The following is a 3,529-nucleotide window of genomic DNA, read 5'->3' as shown; positions in this document are numbered from 1 at the left end:
GCTACGGAATTTCAGTCGATCCAAGAACCGGCAAACGCTATATGAACGAGCTAGCAGACCGCCGCACCCGCTCTCAAGCTATGTTTAAAGTAATCGACGCAAAAGCCGATATCTATCCGATCAACTTCTGCGACGCAGAGGGTGTAAAAAATATGGTCATACCTGAGCACTACACTAAACCGCTAGAATCTGGCGTACTAAAGAAATTTGAAACCCTAGACGAACTAGCGGCATTTTATAAAATCCCTGCTGCAGAGCTAAAAAAGACCGTCGAGAGATATAATAGCTTCGTTAAATCGGGTAAAGACGAAGATTTTGGCAAACCTATGGATAAAACCACTACAAACGGCGTAGATATCTCTAAACCGCCATTCTACGCTATGCGCGGTACGCCAAAACTCCACCACACCATGGGCGGCATCGACATCAATACCAAAGCCCAGGTTATCTCGCTACAAACCGAGATGCCTATTCCAAGACTATTTGCAGCAGGCGAGATCACCGGCGGCGTGCACGGAGCTAGCCGCTTAGGTAGCGTGGCGATTGCTGACTGCTTAACATTTGGTATGATAGCGGGTGAGAATATAGGCTAATTTGCGGCGTCTTTTGAGTGTCTTTGAATGAGCTATAAAATTTCGGTCGGCGGAGCTTGCTAAAATTTTGCTTGGCAGACTAATTTTTGCTTCGCGCTGCTCGCAACTGCAAGCAGAAGTCTAGCCTGCGCAAAATTTTAGCCGCGCAACCCCAAAAATCGCCTCGAAATACTTGCAAATCTTATTTCGTATCGCAGGTCAAATTTGGTCTGCGATCTTTTTAAATTTAAAGCATAAAATTTACCAAATTTCAAAATAAAATTTAGCTCGCTAAAATTTAACCTACTATCCTCTTACTTAACCTAAATTTCGCTACAATCTCTCAAATTTTATCAAAGCCAGGAGCTAAATTTGCAAAATACTCAAAAATCCAAAATCCGCTGCGACTGGGCGGAGAAAAGCGATCTGGAGCGCGTATATCACGACGAGGAGTGGGGCAAGCTAGTAAAGGACGATGCGAAATTTTTCGAGCTCATCGTGCTGGAGGGCTTTCAGGCTGGCATCTCGTGGCATGCGGTGCTGCTTAAACGCGAGGCGATGCGAACGGCGTTTGATGGATTTGACGCGCATAAAATTTCGCTCTACGGCGAGGATGCAAAATCCAGCGCTCATCAGAAACCCCCTAAAGCTAAACTCGCTTGCCGCAAACGCACGCGCATTCCTCGCCGTCGTAAGCGAGTTTGGCAGCTTTTACGACTATCTTTGGGGCTATTTGCTACCTAAATTTGATCACAAATTTGACGGCAAGCCTATCATAAATCACTATGAAAACCTAAAACAAGTCCCCGCTACCACGCCGCTTGCGGAGTTCATCGCAAAAGAGATGAAAAAGCGCGGGTTTAAATTTCTAGGCCCCACGAGCGTATATGCGTTTTTGCAAAGCGCGGGCGTAGTGGACGATCATCTGGACGCCTGCTTTTGCAAAGGAGGCAAGTGATGCTCGCGCAAAAGCGAGTTTTTAGCTACATCGAGGATAAATTCGGCGCGCAGGGCGAGCGGGTGTTTGACAAACACCCGGAATTTGCCGTATTTCGCCACGCAAAAAATCAAAAATGGTTCGCCGTTTTTATGCGCGTGGACGGCGGCAAGCTGGGGCTTAAAAGCGCAGAGGAGCTAGAGATACTAAATCTAAAATGCAAGCCTGATTTGGCGGCGATTTTGCGCGACGGGGAACAAATTTTGCCTGCCTATCATATGAATAAAAAGCACTGGATCAGCGTAAATTTAAGCTCTAAAATCGCACCCGAGCAGGTGGAGGATTTGATCGACCTTAGCTTTGAGCTAACGCGCTAAAACGCTCGTAGTAAACAGCTCTTTTCACTGCTAAATTTGACGACCGGGAAGCGTACTAAGCGCTAGTTGGCGGATGCGTAAAATCTCCTAATTTTACCGACGATTCTCTAGCCTACTTTACGTGCGCCTCTTTACGCTTGCGGCCTTATGTAAAGCCTGCTAAAATCCGCATAAATTTCATCTTTTCAGCATCTCAAAATTTCATTTTCGCTAAAATCGGGCTAATAAATTTAAGTAAAAATCGTGCGAACTTTGAGCATGGTCGGCGGCGCCTAATAGCGCAGAGCGGTATCGCGGCGAACGACGCAAAGAGTCTTGAAATTTCGCAAAATAGTGCAAAATGAATTTAGCGGCTAATATGCGAAAGGGGTTTATTTGCGCAAGACGGCCGGATAAATAACAAGCGGGCGAGTAAATACGAAAAATAACGAACGCCACAATAGAGCAAATGGCTACGACGTTGATTGCTTCATGGGCGACGTAAATATAAATACTTTAAGAATTTACAAGGAAAACGAGTGGAAAATTTAAAACAAGGAAATTTTAACCAAGCAAGCGGGCTTCACCGTACGGTAGAAGCGGGCTCAAATTCGGGTCGCGAAAATTTAGCGCAGTCAAATTTAAACGCACAAGCGCCCCACGCCGACGAAAGAGAGCGCGCAAAGGAGCAAAACTTCGAGCGCAAAAAGGTCCATTTCATCGGTATCGGCGGCATAGGCATCTCGGCGATCGCGCGGTTTTTGCACGAAAAGGGATTCATCATCAGCGGTAGCGACATCAAGGAAAGCCCGACCACGCGCGAGCTGGCCGCACAGGGCATCGACGTCATCACGCCGCACAGCAAGGCCGCGATCAAGGATCAGGACTTTGTCATTTATTCGGCCGCGATAAAACCCGATAATGTCGAACTCGTCGAAGCGCGAAGCAAAGGGCTGCACTGCCTATCGCGCAAAGAGGCGCTGCCGATGGTACTAGAGGGCAAGCGCGTGTTTTCGGTAGCGGGCGCGCACGGCAAAAGTACGACCTCGGCGATGCTCTCTAGCCTCGTGGAGGGCTCGGTCATCATCGGCGCGATCAGTAAGCAGTTTGGCTCAAATATGAAATACGAGCCCTGCGACAACGTCATTTTCGAAGCCGACGAGAGCGATAGTAGCTTTCTCAACTCAAACCCGTATCTAGCCGTCGTGACTAACGCTGAGCCCGAGCATATGGAGCATTACGGCTATGATTTGGAGAAATTTCACGCGGCGTATCGAGGCTTTTTGGAGCGAGCCAAGGTGCGCGTGATAAATGCCGAGGACGAGTTTTTGGGTACGCTAAAGCTTGATGCCGTGCGCCTTTATCCAAGCGTCGATATCACCGAGCTTAGTATGATCGTGCGCGATTTCGTGCCTTATACTGCGTTTAATCTAAAAAATTTAGGCAAATTTGAAGTGCTTGGCATGGGCGAGCACATCGCCGTGGACGCGTCGCTTGCGATCTTAGCCGCGCTAAATGAAACCTCTCTGGCGCAAATTAGGCAAAATTTGCTAAATTTTAAAGGCATCAAAAAGCGCTTCGATATCCTAACCGCGAGCCGCAAATTCGTGCTCATTGACGACTACGCGCACCACCCGACCGAGATCAAGGCTACTTTGCAATCG

Annotated in this window: 3 protein-coding genes and 1 pseudogene; all 4 read left to right on the top strand. The window is 47.9% G+C overall.

Annotation, left to right across the window (positions count from 1 at the left end):
* Positions 1-593 (top strand): FAD-binding protein (locus tag Q0546_RS08325; RefSeq protein ID WP_298792119.1); only part of this gene is annotated, 593 nt, incomplete at its 5' end.
* 351 nt (positions 594-944) lie between these two features.
* Positions 945-1,530, top strand: a pseudogene (locus Q0546_RS08320) (DNA-3-methyladenine glycosylase I).
* On the top strand, positions 1,530-1,886 hold the full coding sequence (locus Q0546_RS08315) for an MmcQ/YjbR family DNA-binding protein (protein ID WP_298057217.1): 357 nt from the start codon (positions 1,530-1,532) through the stop codon (positions 1,884-1,886). The pseudogene Q0546_RS08320 and the gene Q0546_RS08315 overlap by 1 nt, the downstream one beginning before the upstream one ends.
* Before the next feature lie 698 nt (positions 1,887-2,584).
* The coding region (locus tag Q0546_RS08310) for a Mur ligase domain-containing protein (RefSeq protein ID WP_298792121.1) at positions 2,585-3,529 on the top strand (945 nt) is incomplete at its 3' end.

The sequence above is a fragment of the uncultured Campylobacter sp. genome (assembly GCF_937997465.1).
In the GTDB taxonomy this organism is placed as follows: Bacteria; Campylobacterota; Campylobacteria; order Campylobacterales; family Campylobacteraceae; genus Campylobacter_A.
The sequence above is the reverse complement of the archived record's forward strand: the minus strand, read 5'-3'. Positions and strand labels throughout refer to the sequence as shown.

Coding starts and splice junctions, on each gene's coding strand:
- Q0546_RS08315 (WP_298057217.1), top strand. CDS start 1,530: ATGCTCGCGCAAAAGCGAGTTTTTAGCTACATCGAGGATAAATTCGGC.